25 protein-coding genes are annotated in these 26,710 nt (G+C 42.6%); 13 read left to right on the top strand and 12 right to left on the bottom strand.

The genetic code is table 11. The annotated features are described in order from the left end of the window. Positions 1–108 precede the first annotated feature (108 nt). Together metE and N0M92_RS22545 are read left to right on the top strand one after the other, a co-directional pair. Positions 109–2,415, top strand: a complete 2,307-nt coding sequence (gene metE, locus N0M92_RS22550; protein ID WP_260287944.1) for a 5-methyltetrahydropteroyltriglutamate--homocysteine S-methyltransferase — start codon at positions 109–111, stop codon at positions 2,413–2,415. Continuing rightward, on the top strand, positions 2,415–2,888 hold the full coding sequence (locus tag N0M92_RS22545) for an acyl-CoA thioesterase (RefSeq protein WP_397443911.1): 474 nt from the start codon (positions 2,415–2,417) through the stop codon (positions 2,886–2,888). The genes metE and N0M92_RS22545 overlap by 1 nt, the downstream gene beginning before the upstream one ends. Before the next feature lie 41 nt (positions 2,889–2,929). Here the strand turns inward: N0M92_RS22545 and N0M92_RS22540 are convergent, their stop codons facing one another. Genes N0M92_RS22540 through N0M92_RS22530 form a run of 3 tightly spaced genes read right to left on the bottom strand, consistent with a single transcriptional unit; the run spans position 2,930 to position 5,567 of the window. After that, a complete protein-coding gene (locus N0M92_RS22540; RefSeq protein WP_048678294.1) occupies positions 2,930–3,715 on the bottom strand; it encodes an ABC transporter permease in 786 nt (261 codons plus the stop codon). A gap of 4 nt (positions 3,716–3,719) precedes the next feature. Further along, positions 3,720–4,511: an ABC transporter permease gene (locus N0M92_RS22535; RefSeq protein WP_098370625.1), complete on the bottom strand. Its 792-nt coding sequence runs from the start codon at positions 4,509–4,511 to the stop codon at positions 3,720–3,722. A gap of 48 nt (positions 4,512–4,559) precedes the next feature. After that, positions 4,560–5,567, bottom strand: a complete 1,008-nt coding sequence (locus tag N0M92_RS22530; RefSeq protein ID WP_260287941.1) for an ABC transporter ATP-binding protein — start codon at positions 5,565–5,567, stop codon at positions 4,560–4,562. A gap of 150 nt (positions 5,568–5,717) precedes the next feature. On the opposite strand from N0M92_RS22530, the gene N0M92_RS22525 reads away from it, so the two are divergent. The 4 genes from N0M92_RS22525 (at position 5,718) to N0M92_RS22510 (ending at position 13,682) form a co-directional block, all read left to right on the top strand. Continuing rightward, positions 5,718–6,038 carry a hypothetical protein gene (locus N0M92_RS22525; RefSeq protein ID WP_260287940.1) on the top strand — a complete coding sequence of 107 codons (321 nt, stop codon included), beginning with the start codon at positions 5,718–5,720 and terminating at the stop codon, positions 6,036–6,038. A gap of 144 nt (positions 6,039–6,182) precedes the next feature. Further along, entirely contained in the window at positions 6,183–7,472 is a 1,290-nt protein-coding gene (locus N0M92_RS22520; RefSeq protein WP_260287939.1) for a glutamate-1-semialdehyde 2,1-aminomutase, read from the top strand. A gap of 329 nt (positions 7,473–7,801) precedes the next feature. Continuing rightward, on the top strand, positions 7,802–12,274 hold the full coding sequence (locus N0M92_RS22515; RefSeq protein ID WP_260287937.1) for a glutamate synthase-related protein: 4,473 nt from the start codon (positions 7,802–7,804) through the stop codon (positions 12,272–12,274). 316 nt (positions 12,275–12,590) lie between these two features. Further along, positions 12,591–13,682, top strand: coding sequence for an FUSC family protein (locus N0M92_RS22510; protein ID WP_260287936.1), 1,092 nt, complete (start codon positions 12,591–12,593; stop codon positions 13,680–13,682). Positions 13,683–13,741: 59 nt separating this feature from the next. On the opposite strand, the gene N0M92_RS22505 is transcribed toward N0M92_RS22510, so the two are convergent. Continuing rightward, positions 13,742–14,200 carry a MarR family winged helix-turn-helix transcriptional regulator gene (locus N0M92_RS22505; RefSeq protein ID WP_260287935.1) on the bottom strand — a complete coding sequence of 153 codons (459 nt, stop codon included), beginning with the start codon at positions 14,198–14,200 and terminating at the stop codon, positions 13,742–13,744. Positions 14,201–14,523: 323 nt separating this feature from the next. Here N0M92_RS22505 and N0M92_RS22500 point away from each other — a divergent pair, with 323 nt between their 5' ends. The 5 genes from N0M92_RS22500 to N0M92_RS22480 all read left to right on the top strand — a co-directional run bounded on the left by N0M92_RS22500 (position 14,524) and on the right by N0M92_RS22480 (position 18,945). Then, positions 14,524–15,162: an HlyD family efflux transporter periplasmic adaptor subunit gene (locus N0M92_RS22500; protein WP_260287934.1), complete on the top strand. Its 639-nt coding sequence runs from the start codon at positions 14,524–14,526 to the stop codon at positions 15,160–15,162. 40 nt (positions 15,163–15,202) lie between these two features. Then, complete coding sequence (locus N0M92_RS22495) at positions 15,203–16,822, top strand: DHA2 family efflux MFS transporter permease subunit (RefSeq protein ID WP_260287933.1); 1,620 nt, start codon at positions 15,203–15,205, stop codon at positions 16,820–16,822. Positions 16,823–16,840: 18 nt separating this feature from the next. Further along, positions 16,841–17,371 (top strand): NAD(P)H-dependent oxidoreductase, encoded by a 531-nt coding sequence (locus N0M92_RS22490; protein WP_260287932.1) that lies wholly within the window; start codon positions 16,841–16,843, stop codon positions 17,369–17,371. A 13-nt stretch (positions 17,372–17,384) separates the two neighbouring features. After that, a complete protein-coding gene (locus tag N0M92_RS22485) occupies positions 17,385–17,732 on the top strand; it encodes a hypothetical protein (RefSeq protein WP_260287931.1) in 348 nt (115 codons plus the stop codon). A gap of 292 nt (positions 17,733–18,024) precedes the next feature. Continuing rightward, the gene (locus N0M92_RS22480; RefSeq protein ID WP_260287929.1) at positions 18,025–18,945 is read left to right on the top strand and encodes an EamA family transporter; all 921 of its coding nucleotides are present in this window, start codon (positions 18,025–18,027) and stop codon (positions 18,943–18,945) included. Positions 18,946–19,032: 87 nt separating this feature from the next. On the opposite strand, the gene N0M92_RS22475 is transcribed toward N0M92_RS22480, so the two are convergent. The 5 genes from N0M92_RS22475 to fabL form a co-directional block, all read right to left on the bottom strand. Further along, the gene (locus N0M92_RS22475; RefSeq protein WP_260287928.1) at positions 19,033–20,781 is read right to left on the bottom strand and encodes an ABC transporter ATP-binding protein; all 1,749 of its coding nucleotides are present in this window, start codon (positions 20,779–20,781) and stop codon (positions 19,033–19,035) included. Between the two features lie 260 nt (positions 20,782–21,041). Then, complete coding sequence (gene ntdP, locus N0M92_RS22470; protein WP_063234823.1) at positions 21,042–21,572, bottom strand: nucleoside tri-diphosphate phosphatase; 531 nt, start codon at positions 21,570–21,572, stop codon at positions 21,042–21,044. A gap of 234 nt (positions 21,573–21,806) precedes the next feature. Further along, complete coding sequence (locus N0M92_RS22465; protein WP_063577340.1) at positions 21,807–22,061, bottom strand: YgaB family protein; 255 nt, start codon at positions 22,059–22,061, stop codon at positions 21,807–21,809. Positions 22,062–22,220: 159 nt separating this feature from the next. Further along, a complete protein-coding gene (locus N0M92_RS22460) occupies positions 22,221–22,496 on the bottom strand; it encodes a gamma-type small acid-soluble spore protein (protein WP_260287926.1) in 276 nt (91 codons plus the stop codon). Positions 22,497–22,577: 81 nt separating this feature from the next. Beyond that, positions 22,578–23,327 (bottom strand): enoyl-[acyl-carrier-protein] reductase FabL, encoded by a 750-nt coding sequence (gene fabL, locus N0M92_RS22455; protein ID WP_260287925.1) that lies wholly within the window; start codon positions 23,325–23,327, stop codon positions 22,578–22,580. 68 nt (positions 23,328–23,395) lie between these two features. On the opposite strand from fabL, the gene N0M92_RS22450 reads away from it, so the two are divergent. Beyond that, complete coding sequence (locus N0M92_RS22450; protein WP_260287924.1) at positions 23,396–23,620, top strand: hypothetical protein; 225 nt, start codon at positions 23,396–23,398, stop codon at positions 23,618–23,620. Positions 23,621–23,701: 81 nt separating this feature from the next. Here N0M92_RS22450 and N0M92_RS22445 read toward each other — a convergent pair whose 3' ends face one another. Beyond that, a complete protein-coding gene (locus N0M92_RS22445) occupies positions 23,702–23,971 on the bottom strand; it encodes a hypothetical protein (protein ID WP_260287923.1) in 270 nt (89 codons plus the stop codon). A 49-nt stretch (positions 23,972–24,020) separates the two neighbouring features. After that, the gene (mutY, locus tag N0M92_RS22440; protein ID WP_260287922.1) at positions 24,021–25,139 is read right to left on the bottom strand and encodes an A/G-specific adenine glycosylase; all 1,119 of its coding nucleotides are present in this window, start codon (positions 25,137–25,139) and stop codon (positions 24,021–24,023) included. A 206-nt stretch (positions 25,140–25,345) separates the two neighbouring features. Between mutY and N0M92_RS22435 the strand changes: the two genes are divergently transcribed. Continuing rightward, complete coding sequence (locus N0M92_RS22435) at positions 25,346–26,323, top strand: metal-dependent hydrolase (protein WP_076371135.1); 978 nt, start codon at positions 25,346–25,348, stop codon at positions 26,321–26,323. Between the two features lie 55 nt (positions 26,324–26,378). On the opposite strand, the gene N0M92_RS22430 is transcribed toward N0M92_RS22435, so the two are convergent. Further along, complete coding sequence (locus tag N0M92_RS22430) at positions 26,379–26,645, bottom strand: YfhJ family protein (RefSeq protein ID WP_098370609.1); 267 nt, start codon at positions 26,643–26,645, stop codon at positions 26,379–26,381. Positions 26,646–26,710 lie beyond the last annotated feature (65 nt).

Here is a 26,710-nt window from a genome sequence, read left to right as displayed (position 1 = left end):
TATAATTGTAAGGGGCATTCTGAATGCCTCTTATTTTAAGCATTTCTAACTTTCTCTTTTGACGGTTAGGGATGCTTTTTTTATTGTTCAATAATATGAATTGGGAGGATGGGAATTTTGAAAAGCAGTAGTTTGGGTTACCCTCGAATCGGGGAAGATCGTGAATGGAAACGTACATTGGAAGCTTACTGGTCAGGTAAAATCGATGAAGCGGAATTTACGACACAACTAAAAGCAATCCGTTTAGGCAACTTACAAAAACAGAAGCAACGGGGCATTGATATCATTCCTGTCAACGATTTCACTTTCTATGATCAAATGCTCGACATGTCCGTCATGTTCGGTCTTGTTCCTGAACGTTATTCAGCCTATGAAGGCGGTAGAGTTCCTCTTTCCGTATATTATTCAATGGCTCGCGGAAACAATGATGAAGTCGCTTCCGAAATGACGAAATGGTTCAATACGAACTATCACTATATTGTCCCTGAATTAAAACTGCCACAGCTGACTTTAACAGAAAATAAACCACTTGAAGCATACCGGGAAGCCAAGGAAAAACTAGGAATTGAAACGAAGCCCGTATTGATCGGGCCTTATACCTTCATCTCCCTTTCCAAAGGCTTCAATAAACAAGAGATCCCTGGCATCATCCTGAGCTTGCTTCCCCTATACACGCAAATCCTGCGGGAGTTGGAGCAAGAAGGAGTGAAATGGGTACAAATGGATGAACCTGCTCTTGGTTCATCCATTTCCAAGGATGATATGCAAACTGTTACTTATCTCTATGAAAAGCTGAATGAAGCAGCACCGAACCTGAACATCATGCTACAAACATACTTTGATGCCGTGGAACACTACCAAGAAGTCATCGAATTAAAAGTCCAAGGAATCGGTCTTGATTTTGTACATGATAAAGGGAGGAATCTAAGTAATCTTGAAGCATTCGGCTTCCCGAAGGACAAAGTGCTTGCTGCAGGTGTGATTGACGGAAAAAACATTTGGCTATCTGATTTATCGAAAAAAATTCAATTGATCGAGACTCTTAAGAAAAAGGTAGCCGAAGACCAAATCTGGCTTCAGCCCTCTTGTTCCCTGCTTCATGTCCCAGTGACCGTTCGTAATGAATCCGCCCTTTCAAAAGAAGTGAAACAGGCCCTTGCTTTCGCTGACGAGAAACTTGAGGAAATCACACTCTTGGTCAAAGGGAATAATCAAGGCTCTGAAGCAATCGCCGAAAAAGTCAATGCCAATAAAACTACGGTTCAAACGTTAGCAAGTTCAAATGCTCGGAATCATGGGGCTGTACGATCGAAAGTCGAAAAGATTAAAACCAGGACCGCCGGCCGTCAAATTCCATTTAAAGAGCGTTACCAAAAACAACAGGAATTTTTCAAATTGCCTTTCCTTCCTTCGACTACAATCGGTAGCTTTCCGCAGACACTTGAAGTTAAACAAGCACGCGGGAAATTCAAAAAAGGAGATTGGACCGCTCAGCAATATGAAGCATTCGTTAACGAAGAAATCGGCAAATGGATTGAAATCCAAGAAGAAATCGGTTTGGATGTTCTCGTTCACGGGGAATTCGAACGGACGGATATGGTTGAATACTTCGGCCATAAGTTGGGCGGATTCATCTTTCTGGAAAAGGGTTGGGTCCAATCCTATGGATCCCGCTGCGTAAAACCACCAGTCATCTATGGCGACATCCATTTCATCGAACCGATGACAGTCAGGGAAAGTGTTTACGCACAATCACTGACGAAGAAGACGGTAAAAGGAATGCTTACAGGTCCTGTTACGATTTTGAATTGGTCATTTGTCCGTGATGATATTTCCAGGGAGAATGTTTGTTATCAGCTGGCGCTCGCTTTGGAAAAGGAAGTCATTGCATTGGAATCTGCTGGAATTAAAATGATTCAGGTTGATGAGCCTGCACTTAGAGAAGGTCTGCCATTGAAAAAAAGCGATCGCGACGAGTATTTGAACTGGGCTGTAAATTCATTCTTGATATCCACATCAAGCGTGGAGGAAACAACCCAAATCCATACGCATATGTGCTATTGCGACTTCAACAGTTTCATGGATGTCATCTCCTCCCTCGATGCCGATGTAATTTCCATCGAAACATCTCGTAGTCATGGGGAGCTTGCTTCCGCATTCGAGGAAAAAACATATGAAAAAGGCATTGGCCTGGGTGTGTATGATATTCACAGCCCGCGTGTGCCGGCAGTGGCAGAAATGGTCGATATGATTGAACGGGGCATCAAGGTATTGGATAAAGACCAGTTTTGGATCAATCCCGACTGCGGCCTGAAAACAAGGGGTATCCCGGAAACCGTCGCTTCCCTGAAAAACATGGTCGAAGCAGCAAAAATCGTCCGTGAAAACCTTATGGCCAAACCAACAGGCCAATGATGGAAAAGAATGTTGCCCATCCAACACAGCAGTCACGGACTTTTTTAACCGACCTTGTTTTTCCACCGGATACAAATCATCACAATACTATCTTTGGCGGAAAAGTAATGGCCTATGTTGATAAAATAGCCTGCATTTCGGCTATGCGCCATTGTCGAAAACCCGTTGTGACTGCTTCAAGCGACTCTTTTGATTTTTTGGCCCCCATCAAGACAGGGGATGCGATCAACCTTGAAGCTTATGTCACCTGTGCTCATCGCACATCAATGGAGGTATTCGTGAAAGTGGAGCGTGAGAACCTATTAACAGGTGAAAAACAGCTTACGGCACGCGCTTTTTTAACGATGCTGGCCATTGATGAAGACGGTAAGCCGACAAAAGTACCTCAGGTCATTCCGGAAACGGAAGAGGAAAAGCAGCAATATATTGAAGCACAAGCAAGATATATTGAAAGAAAGAAAAAAAGGAACTAAACAAAAACCCCTTCAACATGAATGCTGTTGAAGGGGTTTTTTTAGTTCCCTGCCCCGCGGTACCTCTTCACTCCCTGATTCCATATGAAAACGGATATCACGAAAAAGGCAACCCCGATTACAGGTGTGGCAAATGCATATGCATACCACTCTTCTTTTCTTAGGAAATAAGATGCCGGATAGACACCAACAAACGCGAACGGCAGCACCCACGTAAGGACAAAACGGATGACCTTATTATAAATATCAACTGGATAGCGCCCGTAGTTCCCGATATTGTACATCATTGGCATGATGGATGTTTTCGCATCCGACCAGAACCCGATACTAGCTATCGCAACGAATATGGCTGCATAAGCAAGGGCCCCTCCTATTGCAAAAATGATGAAAAGAATCGGGTCATACCACGCAAGCTGAAGATCCAATGAAATCCCCGAATAGAATATAATGATCAAACCGGTCACAACACCAAATAACGCTTCTAGCTCGATTCTTTCTAAAATGACTTGAAAGAGGCTATGTATCGGTCTTGTTAATATCCGATCCATTTCACCTTTGACGATATAGCGGTCATTAAAATCCCAGATGTTGAAAAAGGCAGAAAAAAGGGCAAACGGGATAAGGAAGAATCCATAAATGAATATGATTTCTTCACGGCTCCAGCCGCTTAAAAATTGGGTATGCCCAAAAACGACTAAGATAAATACCAGATTCACGACCTGATTCAGCAGGTCAGATAGGATTTCCATGAAGAAATCGGCTCTATATTGCAACCTGGTTTTCATATATTGACTCACATATTGAAAAAACATCGATACATAAAACATCCCGTCAACCTCCTTGAATAATCAGCTGTTTTTTTGCGACTATCCATAAAAGCTGAATCGGTATTATGAGAATGATGCACCAAATTAACTGTTGTAAAAGCGCCATGGCAATTTCGCCTGAACTGTACCCGTTCGTAAAAATCATGCTTGGTACATAGCTGATCCCTTGAAAGGGTAGATATTTCATCACTTCCTGCGCCCATACCGGATAGAAACTGATGGGCAGCAGCAGACCGGAAAATAAATCAATGATAACCCTTTTAGCCCGGATCAATCCGGCATTATTATATAAGAAAAAGGTAGTGATTCCCGTCAATAAGTTAATTTGTGTATTGATGATGAAACTGAACAGCAAGGAAATGCCGAACATCCCCCATGTAGCCGGCTCGTGCGGCAATTCGATAGGAAAAATGAAAGCTACCAGCAGCATTCCTGGAATCGAGAAGAAGAAGAAACGGAATATCCCTTCCCCAAGTCCTTGCATCGTTTTCATCCCTAAATAGTTATACGGCCGGATCATTTCAATGGCGACCTTGCCGTCTTTAATTTCAGTGGCGATTTCACGGTCAATATTATTGAAATAAAAAGCGCGCGCCATCCATGCAACCGCGACATAGGTTGTCATCTGCATACTTGATAGTCCTTCGATGGAGCTTTTCTCTCCATATATCGCATTCCATAAGAAATAATAGGCACCGATATTGATGCTATAAATTAAAATGCCGGTATAATAATCCGTTCGATACGCAAGCATCATCAAAAAACGCATGCGGATCATTGCAAGATACTTTCCCATGGCCCTCCCCCTTCTTGATAGACACGTTGTTTCTTAATGATAAGAGAGTCAGACAGTGCCTTCTTCGTAAATGTTGCGAACAATCTCTTCAATGGACGTTTCATGGATTTTGATGTCCTTTATTTTAAAATGAGATACAACAGCCGAGACAAGTTGTGAAATATGATCATTTTCTTCTTTCAACAAGGCAATGTATGTTTGATCTTTCTCATCATAAACCCAGTTAACAGTAAATGGGAGCGCCAATGATTGCAATTCCTTCAATGCGATTGGCTCGATGAATTGAAAATGGATCTGTTTTTCCTCAGCCCAGTTATCTTTCAAACTCTGTAATTCCCCATCATAAATGATCTGTCCTTCATCAAGCATGATTACGCGCTCACATAATGCTTCAATGTCACCTAAATCATGGGTAGTCAAAAGGATCGTCGTATTATATTTCTCATTTATTTCTTTCAGGAACTCACGAATCTTCATTTTCACGAGTACATCAAGTCCAATCGTCGGCTCATCCAAGAACAGCAAAGGCGGATTGTGGATCAATGCTGCCGCAAGCTCGCAGCGCATTCGCTGACCAAGTGAGAGTTTACGCACTGGCTTGTCCAGCAAAGGTCCGATATCGAGAGTCTTGATGACATGTTCCATATGATCGTTATATTGTTCATCCGTTACCTTATAGACCTTTTTTAGCAGCCTAAAGGATTCTTGAACTGCAATATCCCACCAAAGCTGTGAGCGCTGACCGAATACGACTCCGATTGTTTGAGTGAACTTTTCCCTTTCTTTATGTGGATTCATTCCATTGACCGTGATTTCACCTGCTGTCGGTTCCAAAATACCTGTCAGCATTTTGATCGTGGTCGATTTCCCTGCACCATTTTCCCCGATATAAGCTACCATCTCACCCTTTTTTACAGTAAAATTGATATCATTGACGGCAGGGACGACTTTATAATTTCTGGTAAGTAAATCCCGGAAGGCCCCCTTTAGCCCTGTACGGCTTGATGCCGACTTAAATTCCTTCCGAAGCTGTTTCACTTGAATTGCATCACTCATCCTGTTACATCCTCCGTAATCTCTTGTCCTAATGAATTAGTTTATCCAACCTACCCTTTTAAGACAATAAAAATGCTTGGATACCCAATACCATTTTCAGGGCGAAAAGATCGTTGTATCAGACACATATATAAAGGAGACGAGTATGCTATGAATATCAAAAAATTATTACTATCACAAATTGAAAAGGTCGTTTTCGACCTTCGATATGACTTCCTTTATGAAGATGAATACGGGGAATTATTATGCCAGGTCATCCAAAGGGATTCCAGCGGGTCGATTGAAAGCACCCCCATCAGTTTCCATCTTTGCATTAATGAAGAGAAAGGGACCGGCCAACTAATCTATTACCAAGCCCAGGGCGAAATGAACCGTCAATCATTCGACATCGAAAACCCAGAAACCATCTTGGCCATCCTTACTTTCATAACCGGATTTTTGGGATCCGCCCCCCTTTCGCAAACAAAATGAAGGCCCTGAATCCTGATGTTCTAGGGGTGCAGTGCTTCCATGAGGGGACGAATCACATTTCCTAGCCTTCGACCCCAGATTTACGGACGGAAAAGTGCTATGATTAAGAGGAAATATGTTTATATTTTTTAGGAGGTTTTAAGATTGGATTTTAGTAATTCGGAGCTTTTACATAAAGAGGCATTGGAACATATCGTTGGCGGGGTTAACAGTCCATCCCGTTCTTACAAAGCTGTAGGAGGCGGTTCACCGGTTGCGATGGATCATGCCAAGGGTGCTTATTTCTGGGATGTTGACGGCAATAAATATATCGATTATTTAGCTGCATATGGCCCGATCATCACAGGTCATGCGCATCCACATATTACGGAGGCTATCGTTAAAGCTGCAGAAACGGGCGTTTTATACGGCACACCGACAAAACATGAAGTCAAGTTTGCCAAAATGTTGAAAGAAGCCATACCATCCATGGATAAAGTCCGCTTCACCAATTCAGGAACCGAGTCCGTCATGTCCACCATCCGCGTTGCCCGCGCTTACACAGGACGGGATAAGATCATCAAGTTTGCAGGCTGTTACCACGGACACTCCGACCTTGTTCTCGTCGCTGCAGGTTCCGGACCGTCCACTTTAGGTACACCGGACTCTGCCGGCGTTCCAAAAAGCATCGCACAAGAAGTCATCACGGTACCTTTCAATGATGTCAAGTTATTTAAAGAAGCACTGGATAAATGGGGCAATGAAATTGCTGGCGTTCTGGTTGAACCGATCGTCGGCAACTTCGGAATCGTGGAACCAAGCCCTGGCTTCTTGGAAGAAGTCATTTCATTATCTCACGAAGCCGGATCACTCGTCATTTTCGACGAGGTCATCACAGCATTCCGCTTCATGTATGGAGGGGCACAGGACTACTTGGGAATTCAACCCGATTTGACCGCGCTCGGAAAAATCATCGGGGGCGGGCTTCCTATTGGAGCCTATGGCGGTAAAAAAGAGATCATGGATTCTGTCGCCCCGCTGGGACCAGCCTATCAAGCAGGTACAATGGCAGGAAATCCAGCTTCCATGCTTTCCGGGATCGCTTGCTTAGAAGTACTTAAAGAAGACGGGCTGTATGACGAGCTTGACCGTTTGGGGAAAATCCTTGAAGAAGGCATTCTGAAAGCGGCTCGCCATTATAATGTACCAATCACCATCAACCGCCTTAAAGGAGCGCTGACGATCTATTTCACGACAGAAAAAATTGAAAACTATGAGCAGGCGGAAAATACGGATGGCGAAATGTTCGCTAAGTTCTTCAAACTCATGCTCAACCAGGGAATCAATTTGGCACCGTCAAAATACGAAGCCTGGTTCTTGACAATTGCTCACACGTATGACGATATCGCTTATACTCTAAAGGCGGTTGAACATGCATTCAAAAACCTAATATAATAAATTAAATCAGCATAATTATTCATTTTTTATACACCCTCAGGATGCACATCAATCTTGGGGGTTTCTTATTTCCCTGTAATAAATCTTTAATATTGGCATTTTAGGCCACTTTCCACCTAAATCCCATCAATCACAGCATCCATCCCATTGTATAAAAAATTGATTTCTGAATATTTAAATGATATGATATGGATACATTTATACACTTTCTTTCAATCTATCAAAACTTGGACTATTGTTCGGGTTTACTAATATTTCCCCCACTAAACACATGCTACAGGAGGTGAAAGGCAGAGAATAAGGGTAACCTTATTCATGCCACATTTATGGCCCAACAATGGACACCTGCTACATTCAAGGAATTTCACAAGGAAGAACATGATGCCTGCGGTATCGTTTCCTGCATCGAAAAAAAGAAAATCCCTACTAACGAAAACATCTTTGCCTGTATCGACGCCCTGGTTAAAATGAACCATCGCTGCGGCTTCATCAATGGTGAGGGCGATGGCGCCGGCATCCATATCGATATTCCCCGGGCTCTTTGGAAAAAGAAGCTTGAAGCGGTAAATGTCGACTCAAGCATCGTCGATCAAGATTCCTTCATAGTCGCCCACTTATTTTTAAGCAAAAAAACAGAAGCTAACGACTTAAAAATCGAAGTCAAGGAGAAACTGCTCCAGCATGGTCTCACATTGATATTCGAAACGGATAAAGCCTACCGTTCCGAGGCATTGGGACCGATTGCCATTCAAGAAGACCCAGTGTTCTGGCAATTTGCCTGTACCTCCACCATCAATAATGACCAGGAGCTTTCAAATGTTCTTTTTGAGCTGACTTCCGACATCGAAAAAAGTGATTTCATCCATGTTGCATCTTTAAGCCAGCATCATGCGGTATACAAAGTGATGGGCGCGGGGGATACGCTCCCTGCCTATTATCTTGATCTTGCTGACCCTTTGGCTGCCTCCACCATGACACTGGGACATAATCGTTTTTCAACTAATACCCTCTCAAGCTTCTTCCGGGTCCAGCCTTTCAGTGTACTTGGTCATAATGGCGAAATCAATACCATCGCCAAATTGCGTGATGAAGCGAAAATGATCGGAGTTCCCATCGCTAAAGATGGAAGCGACTCACAGGATTTAAACAAGACGATCGAGACTTTCATCTGCCGTCATGGCTACTCTTTATTTGAAGCTGTCGATCTTATGTTCCCGCCAATCATCAACGAAATCAAGGAGTATCCAGAGCATTTACAAGACTTATATACGTATTTAAGGGAAGCATGGGGTCATTTTGCACAAGGTCCGGCAGGCATCATCTCCCGTTTCGGCGATGAAGCCGTGTTCTCTGTCGACTCTTTAGGCTTGCGTCCGCTATGGAATATAGAAACGGAATCATCCTATATGTTCACTTCCGAACCGGGAATCATCCCTTCCAGTGAATATACCGGAGATCCGAAACCGATGGGTCCTGGGGAAAAAATCGGTTTGAAATGGAACGGCGACCGTATTGAATTGTACACTTACAAGGATTACCAGGATAAAGCATTTGAACTCTTCAATGATCGTTTCGTCCTTTCCAATGACCGGGTCCGCTTACAGTCCCAAGTTTTTGAAAAGGTTACCTCCATGACAAACACGCAAGCCATTCATAATGGTCAATATAAAGCCTTTGGGTGGGAAAGGGAGCATGTACAATTAGTGGAACAGATGGCCGAAAAAGGCGCTGAGCCCATTCGTTCACTTGGTCATGATGCGCCACTGGCAGCACTTAATCCCCAAAGGACCAACATCGCTGATTTCATCAAGGAAAGTGTGGCCGTTGTAACTAACCCAGCGATCGACCGTGACCGAGAAACCGAGCACTTCTCAACAAGAACCATCATCGGAAAACGTCCTTCCCTTTTCGAAGCGAATAAGGCAGGAAATGTCACGGAGCTGCTGACTCCTTTATTGATTGAAGGGTCAACGGGTTATGAGTGCTCGTCAATCGTATCGCAGCCAAGCTATGATCAGTTCATTAAATATAACCAAGATCAAAAACTCGTGCACTTCATTTCAAACACGTTCAAAGAGGATGAAAACATCAAAGATGCCTTGACCAGGATAACGGATGAAAGTGTCAAGGCAGTGGATGAAGGAAAAACGCTGCTTGTTCTGGATGATGCCCTTGCCCATCAAAACGGCAACCTTTGGCTTGATCCCCACCTTGTCACATCAGCCGTCGACCAAGCATTGGTCCGCACAGGCAAGCGCCGTGATTGTTCCATCCTTTTACGTTCAGCATCGCTAAGGTCACTGCATGATATCATCGTTTCTTATGGTCTAGGGGCCAACTTAATCAGCCCCTATTATATGTTCCTTTCCTTATCTTCAGATGACATCAAGGGGGTTACCAATCTATATAACTCCTTGACGAAAGGGCTTGAGAAAGTCATCTCCACCATTGGCATTCATGAGCTGCGCGGCTATGGAAGACTTTTCTCAAGCATCGGTTTACATGAGGAAATCGCGGAATATTTAAACGTGGCTAACTTCTTCGGATCGAATGATCTGGACTATAATTTTGATAAAATCAAGGCAGATGCCATTCAGCGGGCGGAAGATTACGGCAATGAAAAAGAACGGATGGGTAAGACCTTCCATCTGTTCCCTAGGATTTGGAAGTCTATCGGGGAAGTTGCTTCAACCGGGGACTATGATGCTTATCGCGAGAAGATCACCGAACAGGAAGAATCCAATCCTACGACGATCCGCCACTTGACATCATTAAAAACTTCGGATGCTTCCATCCCTTCTGAAGAAGTCAGTCTTTCGGTCGGCGAACAGGAATTGCCGTTCGTCATAGCATCCATGTCCTTTGGATCACAAAATGAGATTGCCTTCCGTGCCTATGCGGAAGCTGCCGAGAGGTTAGGCATGATCAGCATGAATGGTGAAGGCGGGGAAATAAAGGATATGCTGGGCAAGTACCCGAAATCCCGCGGCCAGCAAATAGCTTCCGGCCGTTTCGGTGTCAATGCAGAACTCTTGAACTCTTCAAATCTATTGGAAATTAAAATTGGGCAAGGGGCAAAACCTGGTGAAGGCGGTCACCTTCCCGGTTCCAAGGTCACAGCGAAAATCGCGGAAGCCCGAAATGCAACAATCGGTTCCGATTTGATCTCCCCTTCCAATAACCATGATATATACTCAATTGAAGATTTGGCCCAAATGATCCATGAGCTAAAAACGGCAAATGACAAAGCGAAAGTTGCTGTCAAAGTACCAGTCGTTCCAAACATCGGCACGATTGCTGTCGGCGTCGCAAAAGCGGGGGCCGATATCATAACGCTTTCCGGTTTTGATGGCGGAACGGGCGCTGCCAGGATCCATGCACTCGCACATGTCGGTCTACCAGTTGAAATTGGTGTGAAAGCGGCCCATAATGCGCTGCTTGAGTCAGGTATCCGACAGAATGTTGAAATTTGGGCTGACGGTGGGCTAAAAAGCTCGATGGATGTATTAAAGGTAATGCTCCTTGGTGCAAACCGTGTAGGTTTTGGTACCCTTTCGATGATTGCCGTCGGCTGTACAACGTGCCGCGGATGTCACCTTGATACTTGCCATGTGGGAATCGCCACCCAAATTGAATCGGAAGCGCAGGCGAAAGAACATGGGCTGCGCCGTTTTGTTCCACGAAAATTCGATTTAGCCGTTCAAGGATTAACGAATATGTTCAGTGCATTTGCAAAAGAACTCAAATCTTTGACCGGATCACTTGGGGTGAAGAATCTTCAGGAAATCGTCGGACGTTCCGATTTGCTCCAGCAAGTTAAAGGTCAACAATCATTGGATTTAACCTATTTATTAAAAAACCTGGATATTACACCGTTCTCCCATAAAGAAACGGCGGCATATTTGAATGAAGGCTCCATGCAGGTAGCCGTTGGCGCTGAATATCTTGATTCGCATGTAGATGATCTGCAGCAATCCCGCAGCTATAACTCGATCACTTCCGAGCAGCGTGTACTCGGCAGCAGGGTGTCCTGTCACCGCGTTAGGGGCAGATTGGATGGATCATACAAAAAACTTCCTCCCGTTCACCTATCCTACCAGGATGGTTCCATCCCGGGCAATGGACTTGGGGCATACAATACGGAGGGAATTTCAATCAGCGTGAATGGCGGTGCCCAGGATGGCATTGGCAAAACATCGATTGGCGGTAATATTGCCATCTTTAAATCTCCAGGAAAAGATGGGAAGTTCTACAATGGCTCCGTTGGTAAGGGCTTTGGTTACGGTGCACAGCATGGTCTCCTCATTGCCCAAGGCGATGCCGATGCCAGGGCGGGAATCCGGCTTTCCGGAGCGGATATGATCATTGGGGGATTATTAAAACAACCGCTTCCTGAAAAGGAAAACGGTAATATTGCGGTAACTTCCAATATTAAGGGATTCGCTTTTGAATACATGACAAATGGAAGAGGTTTAGTTCTGGGTGATCCCGGTCCATGGATTTGCGCAGGGATGACAGGCGGTGTCGTTTATTTACGGCAACAGCCCGAATCCGGATTAACCAAAGAGGTCATTAAAAAGCGGGTTGCGAAAGGGGCAAAGATTTCCATTGAGCCCCTTTCCGAAAAAGGCCTGCAGGATGTGGCCGAACTTCTGGGCAAATACACGGCCCTCTTGAAGGACCATGGTCAACCCGAAGAAGCGGCCTTTTTAGAGACACTGCTTCAAAATCCTGGGGAGCACTTCCTTCAGGTCGTTCCAGTTAAAGAACAGGCGGATCCTGCCGTATCCACGGAGTGATGCCAAAAGTATATAAAAAAGGCTGGTGCTCTTCAATTCGAGCATCAGCCTTTTCCAGTCATATAGTCTTTAAATGATGGAAAACACAGTTGAAAGGCTCAAGAAATTGCCTATCGTTTCTTTATATATTAAACTTGATTTTAGCTATTGTAACCCTTAGGAAAATCCTGTATATTACTTTTTGTTTACATCTTCTTATTTTAGTGTAAAGTACTAACAAATAAGTTAGAATACAACTTTAGGCAAAAGCCTATATATAAATAGAGTCTTTTCGTACCACGTTCCATTACAACACAAAGAAAGGATTAACCCATATATGAAGTTTGGTGCCCGCATTCTCAAAACAGGAATAGCAATTGTTTTAGCGCTTTATCTATCGGAACTGCTTAATCTTCCTGCTCCTGTCCTTTCTGGGATTGCTGCAATTTTTGCAATACAGCCGACCATTTACCGTTCATATCAAACGGTGTTGGAGCAAATTCAAGGAAATATCATCGGAGCATTGGTTGCTGTCTCCTTCGTTTTGTTGTTCGGAAATGATATTTTTATAATCGGTCTTGCCGTAATGGTTGTCATAACCATCAATTTAAAACTGAAAATGGATAAAACGATTGTCCTTTCCATCGTGACGGCCATTGCCATCATGGAAAGCCATGACGGGGAATTCCTGAATTTTGCCTTTATTCGTCTCTCATCCGTTTTGCTTGGTATCATTTCTTCGTTCATCGTGAATCTGGTTTTCATTCCTCCAAAGTACGAAGCAAAGCTTTATGCACGCATTACAGATGTAACGGAAGACATCTTGAAATGGATCAGAATCAGCACAAGGCACGCTACAGAACACACTTTATTGAAAAAAGACATCAGCCGATTGAAGGCGGAGTTACTCGATCTGGAACAGATCTATTCCATGTACAAAGAGGAACGGGAATATTTCAAGAAGAACAGTGTGGCTAAAGCAAGAAAGCTTGTCGTTTATCGGCAGATGATCATAACGACAAAAAAAGCATTTGAAACCTTGAAGAGAGTCCATAAATTCGAGAATGAAGTATATCAAATGCCTGAAGATTTCCAACGGAGCATCTTACAGCAGCTTGATTCCTTGATCCGCAAGCATGAACAGTTGATATTACTGCATATCGAAAAAATCAAGTCCATCGACGAAATTGAAGATTGGGACCAGGATTGCCTAAGTCGTAAAGAGCTGCTCGCCCACTTTTTCGAACAGCAAAATCAAGTGGACGAAATGCATGATAATCTGGGCCATCTCTCTGCCCGCCTTGTACCATTGATTTCTGCAGTCATAGAATATGACGAACAATTGGAACATCTTGAAAAGCTGATCGTCAGCTTCCAGTCCTTCCATAAGGAAGATAACGAATTATCTGTCCAGTATGTAGAAGATTAAAAAAAAGACGGTTCCCGGGAACCGTCTTTTTTCGTCTCTATTTCGAGCAGGCCCCTCATTCAATTATCCAAAAGGTTCTTATCAGCAGCCTTTTCAATCGTATCCAATTTATGCAAAAGATCCTGCAGCTCATCTTCTGAGAATGAGTTGAAGTTCTTGCCCATCAATTGGTTATGATCCGCAAGGACTCTCCCCAAAATAGCTTCCCCCGCCTCTTTCAATTCAAGATTGATGACCCTGCGATCCTTTTCAGAGGGCTGCCGTTTCACATAATCCATTTCGACCAGCTTATCTACAAATACGGTAATCGCACTTGGCTTTACTGTTAAGAAGTCAGCCAGCTTGGTCGATTTGATTGACCCCTCTTTTTTCAAAATCAATAATATGAAAAACTGAGGCGACGTTAATCCATAAGGCTGAAGATTTTTTGCTACGATGGCCCTAAGCTTCTTCCTAATCCGAAAAATCTGCATTTCTATACTATTAGTTACTTCCCATTTGAATTCCAGCCTTCTCACTCCTTATATAGGACAATCCTACCTCTTAAATTTAATTAAATGCCATTCCATTGTCAAATTTACTTTCCATATATCCTTAAAACTAAAAAAAATTCAAATTTTCACTATTTAACTGTATTTATTTCCCATTATTATTCAGAATATTTTACATGACAAAAAATAATTAAACTGGTAAACTCTTTACTTATAATATTAATACTTACAAAAATTAATATTTATTAAAATTAATAAATAAACTTAAGAATAGGAGGCGATATCATTTCTGGCTAATGAAAGTTAATCAAAGGGAATACATCATCAATATATTTTTGGAGGCGAAACAAGTGAATAGAGGACGTTTAGTTTTAATCAATGTCATTGGTTTGGTTATTATAGTAGCGGTATTAGCCGGTGGGGCTTATTACTATTATGAAAGCACGAATTTCATTAAAACGGATGAAGCGAAAGTGTCGGGAGAGCTATATACCATCGTTGCCCCCGCTGCCGGTAAATTAGCGGATTGGGACTTACACGAAGGAGACAGTGTAAGTAAGAATGACCAAATTGCCACTGTAACCACCTTAGATGGAAAAGAAGCAGTAAAAACCGCAGCACAAGGTACAATCGTTAAAACACAAGTGCATGATGAGCAGCTTGTTCAAGCGGGTCAAACGCTTGCTCAGACCATCAATATGGATGACCTATCCATAACGGCTAATATTGAGGAAAATAAATTGAAGGATATCGAAAAAGGTGACAGCGTCGATATTATCATCGATGGAGATCCCGATACTGTTTTCGAAGGTACATTGGAACAGATCGGTTATGCCACAACGTCTGTCTTTTCAGTGATGGGCAATCAAAACAGCAGCGGGAACTATACGAAAGTCACTCAAAAAGTACCAGTTAAAATCTCCATTAAAGCACCATCCGATAAAGTTCTGCCTGGAATGAACGCAGAAGTGAAAATTTCAACTAAATAAACCGGCTACACAGTTATACAGAAAGGAGGCTTTTCAATAAATGGCTTCTCAAACCATCTCAGTAAATGAAAACAAGGGAATGAAACAGTTTGCCCCCATGTTAATTATCTTAATGCTAGGTTTGTTCATGGTCATTTTGAATCAAACTCTGCTTAGTGTCGCCATGCCGAGGATGATGGCAGAATTCAATGTAGCTGCGACTACGATTCAATGGTTATCAACTGGATTCATGCTCGTGAACGGTGCCTTGATCCCACTGTCCGCTTTCTTAATAGAACGGTTTGGCACGCGGGTTTTATTCCTTGCTGCCATGTTTCTATTCACTGTCGGGACATTCATCTGCGGGATTGCACCTAATTTCCCCGTCATCCTTACAGGCCGGCTGATCCAGGCGGCTGGCGGCGGGATTCTCCAGCCATTGGTCATGACGATTATCCTTTTCATTTTCCCTCCGGAAATGCGCGGGAAAGGAATGGGGATATTCGGACTTGCCATTATGTTTGCCCCTGCCATCGGCCCTACTTTATCAGGTTGGGTCATTCAGGAATATAGCTGGCGGGTGATGTTCTACGCAATGGTGCCATTAGGCATTATCGTAATAATACTTGCCCTTTTAAGCATGCATAATGTAGCAGAACCAAAGAAAATCAAATTGGATTTATTGGGCGCCTCTTTATCCTTGCTAGGTGTTGCATCATTACTATACGGTGTCAGTGAAGCAGGTTCCAAAGGCTGGACGGATTCACTCGTTCTGGGAACGATCATCATCGGGCTGACCCTATTGACCCTATTTGTGGTTCAACAGCTAAAATCGGAAACACCTATGCTCGACTTCCGTGTATTCAAGTATGACATGTTCGTATTATCGAATATCATTTCCGCCATCGTCACAGTGGCCATGTTTACCGGGATATTCTTATTGCCAATATATTTGCAGACCTTAAGAGGCTTCACACCAGTTCAATCCGGTCTATTGATGTTACCCGGAGCACTTGTGATGATGGTGATGTCGCCCATTTCAGGAGCATTATTTGACAAAATCGGTCCTCGTCCATTAGCACTTTTTGGTTTAGCGATCACTGCAGTCACAACCTTCGAATTTGCTAATTTGACTACCGAAACGTCCTATTCGACTTTGGTCATCATCTATGCCATCCGTGCACTAGGAATGTCTTTACTGATGATGCCGATCATGACAGCTGGGATGAACCAGCTTCCTAAGCATTTGAATACCCATGGTACGGCAATGAGCAATACGCTGAAACAAGTTACCGGAGCCATTGGTACGAGCTTCGTGACGACCATTTATACTACCCGTGCTTCATTCCATGGAACTGCTTTAGGAACGGAAATGAGTACGAGTGATCCCGGTTTTGTTCAGAATTACCAAACAATCGTCCAATCCATCATGAGTTCGATGAATCAAACTAGTGAACAGGCACAGGAAACTGCCATGTCGCTGATTTCTTCCCAAATCCAGGGTCAAGCAAATGTAATGGGAATCAATGATGCATTCTTTTGGGCAACAGGCTTCGCAATTGCCGGTATCGTTCTCTCACTGTTTTTGCGTGACGTTCGGAAGGACAAAGCAATGAAAAAAGCTAAACAGGAACATTTGGATGTACCTTTGCTTCCTTCACCAGTAAAAAAATCGGTTTAACTAAATGGGGGAATAAAAATGAAGATCTATGTTGTTTACGACAGTGAAGGCAACCATACGAAAGCACTTGCCGAATCAATAGCTCAAGGAGCCGCTTCGGTTCCTGGGGCTGAGGTTCTCATTGACCATGTTAACGAGGCGGATGTTTATAAGCTTCAGGAAATGGATGCAATCATTTGGGGCTGTCCCGGTCATTTCGGCACCATCAGTTCGAGTTTGAAAACATGGATTGATAAACTTGGTTATCTATGGGCGGAGGGTGCGCTGATCAATAAAGTGGGGGCAGTATTCTGTACGACGGCCACCATACACGGCGGACTCGAGGCTACCATGCTGAACTTAATCACCCCCATGCTTCATCAAGGCATGATCATTGTGGGCTTACCCGGCACTGTTCCGGAAAACGCCTTATACGGTTCCTACTATGGAGTAGGGATAAGCTGTCCGCCCGGTGTGGATGACAACATCACCAAAAATGACTTGCAGCTTGGAGAAGCATTAGGAAAACGGGTAGCCCATGTCACACGTTCATTCATAAACGAGCTCTAGGAGGCTTGATTCAATGGGCATAATTCTAATTATCATCGTTGCCATAATAGCGGTCACGGGCTTGATCACATTCAATATCAAAGCCTTATCACCTGAAGATAAGCCGCCGGGTGTCGAGGAAGAGAACTCATTGGAAGAGTCCTCTATCTCTTCGGCAGATGATTCCGTTACCGAAATCATCTCCCCAACAGACAATGATGAATTGAAAATGAAAGATCAGGATTATCGTTTGGCTCTTTCCAAGCTTCACAATCAAAAGCCAAATGATGAGCCAACTGCAGAAAAAAAGCCTAATCTTCGCAAAATGAAAGACGCGGAATATCGTGGTACTTTGGAAGACTTTCAGGAAAATCGTGACTGAAACACATCCCCCCATTCGGCTATTCGCCTCTTTTTGGGTTTTCAATTACTATGCATGAAAGGAACATTTCCGACCTCCGCCGCCGCCTTTAGCTTAAAGATCGACTGCTGATTTAACTTATTTTTCTGGTTGACAACTATTCACAAAGACTTTAAGCTAAGGTAATGCAACACAAACATTTTTTTAAACTCAACTTTTGTTGAGAGACGGAATTTTAAAAGGATTTCCTTTTTTCGTTCGTCACTTGCCTTTTTGGCAGGTGGCGATTTTTATTTTTTCAGGGGGGAAAAACATGCAACTTTTGAAGTATTCCATAATGGTCTTAATCGGTTCGATCTCATATGGCACATTATCCACGATGATCAAATTTGGATTCATGGATGGCCATTCTTCCGGAGAACTGGTCGGCAGTCAATACCTCGTCGGTTGGCTGATTGTCTCCGTGTTATTTCTTTTTTCGTTTAAATATAAAGTTTCATGGAAGAGTGCCGGATTACTATTAATCACGGGTATGATGTCCACTTTCGTCGGAAAGGCATATGCCGTTTCCGTATCCGAGCTTCCCGCTTCGATTGCCGTTGTCTTTTTATTTCAATTTACCTGGATAGGCGTCCTTATAGAAAGTTTCTTAAATAAAAGACGCCCCGATAAAAATAAACTCATTGCCATTTTCGTTCTCTTCATCGGTACATTATTGGCGGGGGCGATCTTTGGTCAGTCACTATCCGGTCTAAGCCTGAAAGGCGTATTATTCGGATTATTGTCTGCGTTGCTCTTTGCACTGTATATGTACTGCAACTCTCAATTCGCAGTTGGGGAATCTTCAATGAAACGGTTGTTTTTCATTGCAACGGGTGCCATGCTGACTGCTGTATTCACGACTAACCCCGTCACACTTGTGACGAATCTTGTCCAAACGAACCTATGGTACTACGGTCTGCTGCTCGGCACATTGGGTGTTTTAGTTCCTTTCTTTTTCTTTGCTGTCAGTTTGCCGAAAGTGGGTGTCGGGCTTGGAACGATTCTTTGTGCAGCAGAGCTTCCTTCAGCGATGGTCGTTTCCGTCATCTTCTTGAATGAACAGGTTACGTCACTGCAATGGTTCGGGATGTGCTTGATCATCGTCGGCATCGCCTTGCCTGAGGGAATAAAGCATCTGCCGCGATTTCTTCCTGACAGAAAAAAAACGCTGCATGAAAAAAGGATTTCATAACATTTATCCACCGGTTCGGATAAGAATAAGAAAGACCATTCCCGTTAGCGGAATGGTCTTCTTTTATATATTGTTTTCCTTTTCTCCTTAAGCATCCAATTGTTGCACTTGAAATAGGTTGTAATAATGCCCTTGCTTTTTCATGAGTTCTTCGTGTGTTCCCATTTCCGTAATTTCCCCATTATCGATATGAACGATCCGATCGGCATGGGTGATGGTCGATAGCCGGTGGGCCACGATGATGGTGGTCCGGTTTTTCGCCAAAATATCCAGCGCCTCCTGGATATAGTGTTCACTTTCCAAATCCAATGCCGATGTGGCTTCGTCGAGAACAAGGATTGGCGGGTTTTTCAAAAATACCCTCGCAATGGCCACCCGTTGTTTTTGGCCTCCGGATAATTTAACTCCCCGCTCCCCGACTTTCGTTTCATATCCTTCTTTTAGACCCATGATGAAGTCATGAGCATTCGCCGCCTTTGCCGCTTCAAATACTTCTTCATCACTTGCATCAGGCCGTCCCATAAGGATATTGGCCTTAACCGATTCACTAAATAAGATATTATCCTGTAGAACCATTCCTATTTTATCTCTTAGGCTGCGGACTTGATATTTACGGATATCCGTCCCATCCAATAATACCCTTCCCTCCGTCACATCATAGAAACGGGAAATCAAACTGACGATCGAGGACTTCCCGCCTCCGCTCATCCCGACAAGTGCAATGGTTTCCCCTGGTTTAACATCCAAATTGATATGTTTTAAAACGGGTGCCTCTTTCTCGTCATAAGCAAACGATACATCCTGAAAGGTTATAGCGCCATCCACATGCTTCAACTCTTTCGCCCCTGGTTCGTCATCGATATCATACTTCTCATCCACAAACTCAAAAACCCTGTCCATGGACGCCAATGTCTGGGTCATTGTCGTCGAAGAGTTAACTAAACGTCTGAGGGGATTATATAGCCGGTCTATGAAACCGACGAAAGCAACCATGGTACCCAGTGACAATTGGTCATGAATGACCTGATAACCGGCAAATCCTATCACGAGCAGGGGGGCAATATCCGTGATCGTATTCACGACAGCAAATGACTTAGCATTCCAGCTCGTATGCTTTAGGGCCTTATCGAGGAAATTCTTGTTCTGCTTCGCAAACAATTCCTGTTCCCTGTCCTCTATCGCAAAGCTTTTGATGACCGACATCCCTGAAACCCGTTCATGTAGGTGACTCTGTACATCCGCCAACGCTTGGGACCGAATCCTTGTATAGGTTCTCAGCTTACCGAAGAAATGCTTGATCGAAAATGCGTAAAATGGAAGCATGATGATGGATACAATGGTTAGCTTCACGTCCATCGTAAACATGATGACTATCACTATGATGATCGTTGCGATATCGAGCCAAAGGTTCATCAGACCCGTGATGACAAAGTTCTTCGTTTGTTCCACATCCGTGATCATCCTTGAAATGACCTCGCCCACTCTTGTATTGGAATAATATTTAAAACTCAGTTTCTGTATATGAGTAAATAAATCATTACGAATATCATATAAGATTTTCGTTCCGGTCCATTGAGCGAAATATTGGCGGTAATACTCAATCGGCGGTCTAACTGCAACGAAAATGAATATCATGATGGCCATTGCCCATAAAAGGCGTTCTGACTTCACGGCTTTGGACAGGTCACCATTTCCGATGATGTCATCCACAATATACTTACTTAGCAATGGAAGCAAAAGCGGAATCGCGAATTTTAGCAATCCAATCAGTACCGTCCCGATTATCTGCCATTTATATGGTTTGACGAATTGCAAATATCTCTTAATGCTCCCCACGGATTTCCTCCTTTTCTGAATCATTAAATCCAAAGAATAAAAAAAGTCCATAACAGTCCATTTGGAATCTTATATCTTAAATGCACCATTCAATTATATTTTCCTTTTCGATGATTAACTATCAAAAGGATTTCATTCACTACCTTTCATAACCATATATAGGAGGTTTAATGGTTCCTGCATTCTTGAAAGATTGAATCAGATGTGTAGGCACGATACATAATGAAAAAGCCTGCCAATTATGCAGCAGGCCTTTTCTATCATCGATAGGTTAAAAAGCGTTCATACCAACTATCAATAAACTCTGCGGAGAATGGTCCTTTTCGCTGGCGTATCATATAAATCAAATAGTCTACGTTCTGTTTCAATATTGAATCGATGGCATCCGGGTAATTCATTTCTTTCCGATGCCTTTCATATTCATCCTCATCCAGCAAATTAAACGTCATATCTGGGAATACTTTAATGTCCAGGTCATAGTCAATGTATTTCAATGCTCCCGATTCGTATGTGAACGGCGAACTGATATTGCAATAGTAATAAACCCCGTCCTCTCTCAACATACCAATAACATTAAACCAATACTTTGAATGAAAATAGCAAATCGCCGGCTCTCTCGTAATCCAGGTCCTTCCATCTGATTCCGTTACCATAGTACGGTCATTCGCTGCTATCACCAGATTTTGGGTCCCTTTTAAAACGGTCGTCTCTTCCCAGATACGATGGATATGTCCATTATGTTTATAGCTATGGATTTGGATTTTTCCTCCTTCGGCAGGAACAATCCCCATTTATCTCTCCCTACTTTCTATAGACACCCTGACAGCGTACTGTGCCCTATTCCGTTTGCAGTTGTTGTGTGTATTTAAAAATATATACTTTTTTCCATTTACCCTATATTCCTATATTATAGCGATTTATTCATAAATTTAAAACAAAAGTGGCTAATCTCCCAGTGAAAATGTGTAAATAAGTCGAAAAAGTCTGACCATCCACCCATTTTAACTAAGAAATTAGCCGGTTATTCATCGTATGGCAGCCTGTCCTTGCTGAAAATAACGGATGACTTCTTCCGTTTGCTTCTCGAACATATCATGGATACTTTTCAATTCCTGCTTTTTGAGTTGAATCTCTTCCTGAATGGTGACTGCTTCACTCTCCTCTTCCAGGGCAAGGAGTTGCTTCTCTATATCTTGGCATCTTTCGATTTCGGATTGTAAAAGTAAAAGCTTATCCATCGTTTTCAACTGGTTGTTTATAAGCCGGTTAAATTCCTCCATGAATGCACCTTCCTAATCTGTATTTTTTCTATAGTATGTATATTCTATTTTTATCCGTTTTTTCCTTTGACATAATATGTAAACACAAAGAAACATTTGTCGAATCCAATGAAAGTCAAAAAAAGCACCCTTCAAAAGAAGGATGCTTTTCATCGGCGATTAGCCTTGGCTTTTATTGCTTTGAGATTTTTGATTTTGTTGTTTTACTTCTTGAACGTTAGTTTCAGAAGCAAACTCTGTACCGTATTGGCCTTGTGCTTGACCTTGACCTTTTTTTTGCTGAGACTGCGCGTTTTGTTGTCTCACTTCTTGAGCGTTAGTTTCAGAAGCAAATTCTGTACCGAATTGGCCTTGACCTTGTTGAGATTGAGCGTTTTGTTGTCTCACTTGTTGAACATCAGTACCTGCTTGTGATTTATTCATGTTTTTAGCCATTGATATCACCTCCACGATAATAAGATAACCATTATCCAGGAGTGTTATCCAACTAAAAACATTTAAATTTTTCCAGTTACATTAAACAAGTAATGAAATGCCTCCATCAACTATTACGGTTTGTCCACGAATCATACTGGCTCCGTCGGAAATTAAAAATAGGATGGTATTCACCATATCTTCCACCTCGACCATCCGTCCAGCCGGAGTTTGTTCTGCCGCCTCGGCAAGCATTTCATCCCGATTCGGGAAAGACTTCAGGGCATCTGTATCGATCACACCGCCTGAAACGGCATTGACACAAATATTTTTTTCAGCCAATTCGACCGCTAAATATCTTGTCAGGGCTTCAAGCGCAGCTTTGGAAACTCCAACAGCTGTATAATTTTTCAAATAGCGAATGGATCCTAGTGAACTGATGCTGACGATTTTCCCCCCGCCGTTCCTCTCCATTAATTTCGCCGCTTCCTGTGCACAGAAAAGAAGGGCTTTTGTATTGATGTCCATGGTCCAGTTCCAATGGGATTCCTCCAGCTCCATCAACGGACGCTGCACTCCTGAGGCCGCATTATTGATGAATATATCCAAACGTCCATAATAAGCATCGATTTCCTCAAACATGCTTTTCACTTTCGCAACGTCACCGACATTTGCCTTAACTACAAGGGCTTTACGCCCCAACGCTTCAATTTCGGCTGCCACTTCTAATGCTTTTGACTTGCTCCGGGCATAATTAATAACGAGGTCGTAACCTTCCTCCGCAAGCTTTATTGCCGTGCTTCTGCCTAAACCTTTACTGCTACCTGTAACGAGTGCCACTTTTTGTTCCATTCGTTTATTCATCCTTTCTGAGTAAACACCGAGTAATAAAAATCATTTTTTTAAGGAGTGTTACTGTTATGTATATTGGACGTGATATGACAGAGTTGTCGATGATGAAAAAATCGGATTGGGAAAATAGTGAACTTGCCTATTTTCATCACTCCCTTCAACAAATGGTACCTTATTTAAACCAAGAAGGACAGAGTATCCATAGCGAAATCATCAAAGAAATTGAAAATAGAGGCGGACTTAACAGGCAGGAAGCCGATTATACTCATGGAACGAAAACCCTTTACGATTGATTTTATACGGATATGACTTTGAAAACCAACAAAAGGAAGAGGATATCTTGACCGATATCCTCTTTCATGCTACCCATTTCACTAGCGCCTTTTTTTAATCACAATTTTATTATAAGACGTTATAGCCATTGCGCAAATCAGGGCTGTCCCCAAAAATGTTAACGAATATAAAGAAGGTGAAAGGACATTACCGAATACCGTTTCATTCTGGAGTGCCCCTACTTGTTCCCATGCATTTTCAATATCCGGTTTATATCTGCTCGTTTTTATGGACCCGACCATTATCATACTCCCAAAATATAAAGCATGAATGATGATTGAACCTATGAATGCTTGAATGACTATCCTCATTCCCTCGCCCCCCAACACCCTTATATTACCATATATTCAAAAAAAGCCTTTATTCAATATGTTCCTTTTCTTTATACGCCTTCATCATTTTTTGGTGGGAAACCGGAAATGCCAACTCCTCCATCTCTGCCTCACTCACCCACTTAAGTTGCTGTTCTCTTAGTGTCTCTTCACTGATGGCCTCTTTGACCGCTCCGATATAGGTGTCCACCTTCCAAACGAGATGTGAGAAAACATGTTCAATTCTCACAAGGGGTTCAGTGATTTCAGGTTTGACGCCATACATTTCCTGAAACCGACTCACGAAGAATTCCCGCTTATACAAAAGGGATGAATGGTTTTCGAAGTTCGGATATTCCCAAAGATTTGCAAGCAACCCTTCTGATGCTCGCTTATGAATTAAATATTCACCTTTTTCATTCGTTAGAACGGCAGCTACAATTGGTACATCCCGTGTTTTTTTCTTTTGGATTTTCACCGGCAATTCCGACTGAACCCCGGATTCAAATGCTAGACAATGACTTTGAACAGGACATAATAGGCATGCAGGCTTACCAGGTGTGCAGATTAATGCACCAAGCTCCATCAAGGCTTGATTGAAGGCAGAAGTATGTTCATGATCGATCAGCTTCCTGACGGCAGCTTCGAATGTTTTTCTTGTCTTTGGCTTTGCTATGTCTTCATATATCATCAATATCCTTGATAAAACACGCATGACGTTTCCATCAACGGCTGGCTCAGGCTTGCCGTATGCGATACTAAGAATCGCACCAGCTGTATAAGGGCCGACACCTTTCAATTTTGAAATTTCCGCGGGATCATCCGGTACGATTCCATTATAGGAAGCCTTCACTTCCTGAACGGCACTATGCAGATTCCTTACACGTGAGTAATATCCCAGCCCTTCCCATGCTTTTAGGATTTTCTCTTCATCGGCATTGGCAAAGTCCTCGAGTGTTGGGAACCATTCCACAAATCGGTTGAAATAAGGAATCACCGTATCCACTCTCGTTTGCTGCAACATTATTTCAGAAACCCAAACACGGTATGGATCTTTATTTTTCCTCCATGGCAATTCTCGTTGTTCTTCGAGAAACCAGGAAACCAAATCTTTTTGAAATTCTTCGATTGTTATTTTTTCTATTGTCGGGATCGTTATTTCTTTCACATCAGTTCCTCCAAAGATGTTAAACTCTTATCAAAAATGGGAATACCTATAATAGGTCATTCTTTTTTTAATAGCATGTTCATATCCATTTATTTATAACGGGCACGGAAATAAGTAAAAACTTTATTCATTTGATGGTTAATATAAAAATACGGTATGATGAGAGAAGATCATTTTTTTCAAATTGTGGCAGGGAGGTTAGTTTTTTGGATACAGGTACTCACTTTGTCATGGGAATTGCTCTTGGAGGTCTTGCCACATTAGATCCTGTCATTGCGCAGAGCCCAGTCACCGCAAGTGCAGTCATAGCAGGTACGATATTGGGATCACAAGCTCCAGACATTGACACCGTTTTAAAATTAAGGAATAACGCTGTATATATTCGAAATCACCGTGGAATCACGCATTCCATTCCCGCTGTTTTACTTTGGCCCTTGATAATCAGTGGAGCACTTTTCGCCATCATACCTGAAGCAAATTACCTTCATCTTTGGCTTTGGACCTTTTTAGCCGTATTCCTTCATGTATTCGTGGATATATTCAATGCTTATGGGACCCAGGCTCTTAGGCCAATTTCATCAAAATGGGTAGCTTTAGGGGTCATCAATACATTTGATCCGTTCATTTTTGGAATACATGTTGCCGGCCTGATATTATGGGGCTTTGGATTTCCTCCAGGCTATTTATTTCTTTCCATTTACGGAATACTCGTCATTTACTACATTTCCAGATTCAGGGAACAAGCTTTTATAAAGAAAGTGGTCAAACGGCAAATTCCTGGAGCAAGGAAAATTCTTTTATCACCGACCATGCGTTTTCACCGCTGGAAAATTGCGGTTATTACTGAAAAGAATTATTATGTGGCACGAGCCGATAATGGATATGTGACGATTCTTGATACGTTCGATCGAGTGCCCTTACCTGAAAGTGAAATTCTCGAAGCCGCCAAGAAGGATATCAACTTGGCAGCCTTTCTGTCCTTTTCTCCGGTTTACCGCTTTGAGATTGAACAGATAAAAGAATATTATGAAGTCCGTTTCATCGATTTAAGATACCGAAGCAATGGATATTACCCGTTTGTGGCAGTGGTCCATTTAGACAGCGAATTGAATATCTTGAATTCTTATACCGGCTGGATTTTCAGCGAAGCGAAACTGCAGAAGAAATTGAATATTATTTTGTAGTCGCTGTATATTGAAAAAGAGCTGATTCCAGGGGACCCCTCTGGAATCAGCTTTTTTAATGCAGTCGATTCTGCTGATTTAATAACTGTCGATATTTAGGGTTCTTTGCAATGAACTCGTGGAATTGCTCACCATAGTTATCAATCCAGGTCCTTACAACGCGCGATGTCATTTCTTCTCCGGCATATTCATGCCCAGCCTTTGCATAGGTCGCTTCGAAATCTTCCCATAATAATTCCACCCAAGTCAAAGCTTGCTCATACGTGATGTGTTCATTTTTCTCAAGCAGTATCTTGGTTAACCTTTCATGGTAATCATTCATTTGAACCACCTCATTGCCAATATTTTTACAGAATGAACTATACTGTCCCATACCCATACTAGTTG

It is taken from the genome of Peribacillus aracenensis, from assembly GCF_025175645.1.
Taxonomy (GTDB): domain Bacteria; phylum Bacillota; class Bacilli; order Bacillales; family DSM-1321; genus Peribacillus; species Peribacillus aracenensis.
Note: the sequence above shows the minus strand (reverse complement) of the source record. Positions and strands in the feature narration are given on the sequence as shown.

Coding starts and splice junctions, on each gene's coding strand:
- metE (WP_260287944.1), top strand. CDS start 109: ATGGGAATTTTGAAAAGCAGTAGTTTGGGTTACCCTCGAATCGGGGAA.
- N0M92_RS22545 (WP_397443911.1), top strand. CDS start 2,415: ATGGAAAAGAATGTTGCCCATCCAACACAGCAGTCACGGACTTTTTTA.
- N0M92_RS22540 (WP_048678294.1), bottom strand. CDS start 3,715: ATGTTTTATGTATCGATGTTTTTTCAATATGTGAGTCAATATATGAAA.
- N0M92_RS22535 (WP_098370625.1), bottom strand. CDS start 4,511: ATGGGAAAGTATCTTGCAATGATCCGCATGCGTTTTTTGATGATGCTT.
- N0M92_RS22530 (WP_260287941.1), bottom strand. CDS start 5,567: ATGAGTGATGCAATTCAAGTGAAACAGCTTCGGAAGGAATTTAAGTCG.
- N0M92_RS22525 (WP_260287940.1), top strand. CDS start 5,718: ATGAATATCAAAAAATTATTACTATCACAAATTGAAAAGGTCGTTTTC.
- N0M92_RS22515 (WP_260287937.1), top strand. CDS start 7,802: ATGGCCCAACAATGGACACCTGCTACATTCAAGGAATTTCACAAGGAA.
- N0M92_RS22510 (WP_260287936.1), top strand. CDS start 12,591: ATGAAGTTTGGTGCCCGCATTCTCAAAACAGGAATAGCAATTGTTTTA.
- N0M92_RS22495 (WP_260287933.1), top strand. CDS start 15,203: ATGGCTTCTCAAACCATCTCAGTAAATGAAAACAAGGGAATGAAACAG.
- N0M92_RS22490 (WP_260287932.1), top strand. CDS start 16,841: ATGAAGATCTATGTTGTTTACGACAGTGAAGGCAACCATACGAAAGCA.
- N0M92_RS22485 (WP_260287931.1), top strand. CDS start 17,385: ATGGGCATAATTCTAATTATCATCGTTGCCATAATAGCGGTCACGGGC.
- N0M92_RS22480 (WP_260287929.1), top strand. CDS start 18,025: ATGCAACTTTTGAAGTATTCCATAATGGTCTTAATCGGTTCGATCTCA.
- ntdP (WP_063234823.1), bottom strand. CDS start 21,572: ATGGGGATTGTTCCTGCCGAAGGAGGAAAAATCCAAATCCATAGCTAT.
- N0M92_RS22465 (WP_063577340.1), bottom strand. CDS start 22,061: ATGGAGGAATTTAACCGGCTTATAAACAACCAGTTGAAAACGATGGAT.
- N0M92_RS22460 (WP_260287926.1), bottom strand. CDS start 22,496: ATGGCTAAAAACATGAATAAATCACAAGCAGGTACTGATGTTCAACAA.
- fabL (WP_260287925.1), bottom strand. CDS start 23,327: ATGGAACAAAAAGTGGCACTCGTTACAGGTAGCAGTAAAGGTTTAGGC.
- N0M92_RS22450 (WP_260287924.1), top strand. CDS start 23,396: ATGTATATTGGACGTGATATGACAGAGTTGTCGATGATGAAAAAATCG.
- N0M92_RS22445 (WP_260287923.1), bottom strand. CDS start 23,971: ATGAGGATAGTCATTCAAGCATTCATAGGTTCAATCATCATTCATGCT.
- N0M92_RS22430 (WP_098370609.1), bottom strand. CDS start 26,645: ATGAATGATTACCATGAAAGGTTAACCAAGATACTGCTTGAGAAAAAT.